Source organism: Streptomyces ossamyceticus (assembly GCF_001418475.1).
Lineage (GTDB): Bacteria > Actinomycetota > Actinomycetes > Streptomycetales > Streptomycetaceae > Streptomyces > Streptomyces ossamyceticus.
In genome coordinates, this window is the sequence record NZ_LIQX01000461.1 from 1 (window position 1) to 552 (window position 552).

General features: G+C 70.1%; 1 protein-coding gene. It reads right to left on the reverse strand.

Translation table 11 applies throughout. The annotated features are described in order from the left end of the window. On the reverse strand, positions 1 to 552 hold a 552-nt coding region (locus AOK15_RS29400), incomplete at both ends, for a CU044_5270 family protein (protein WP_205632256.1).

The following is a 552-nucleotide window of genomic DNA, read 5'->3' on the forward strand; positions in this document are numbered from 1 at the left end:
CACCCGCAGCGACTCGCAGTCCTCGTCCAGCTCGTCGAGGTTGACCGAGTTGAACGCCAGGAACGCCGACGTCCGCTCGTCGAAGAGCAGTTCGTGCCGGGACCGGCCCTGCCCGAAGTCGGGGAAACGCCCCTCGATCCCGACCGACACCCCCGTACGGTCCGCCGTGTCCCGCGCCCCCTCGTACACGGTCAGCCCGGGGATCCGGGCGAGCGCCCGGTACAGCGCGGCCTCCACCTTCGGCGGCAGCAGCTGCGCGGCCAGCAGCTCGGCGCCCTTCTCGAAGGCGTTCCGATCGGCGGCCTTGTCACCGGCCTTCGGTTCCTTGCCTGTCTTCACCCCGTACAGGTACCGGTACATTCCGTCGGCGTCGGACGGCAGTTCGTCCTCGGCTTCCCGGTAGGAGCCGACGAATCCCTTCATGCGCGGCACCACGGCGAGGCGCCGCTTGACCATCGTCCCGTCCTCCTCCTCCCATGACAGCCCGGCGTGCTTCCCGTCGACCGACCGCCAGAACTCCCGGGTCCCGAACGGATGCCCCTCCAGGGTCCG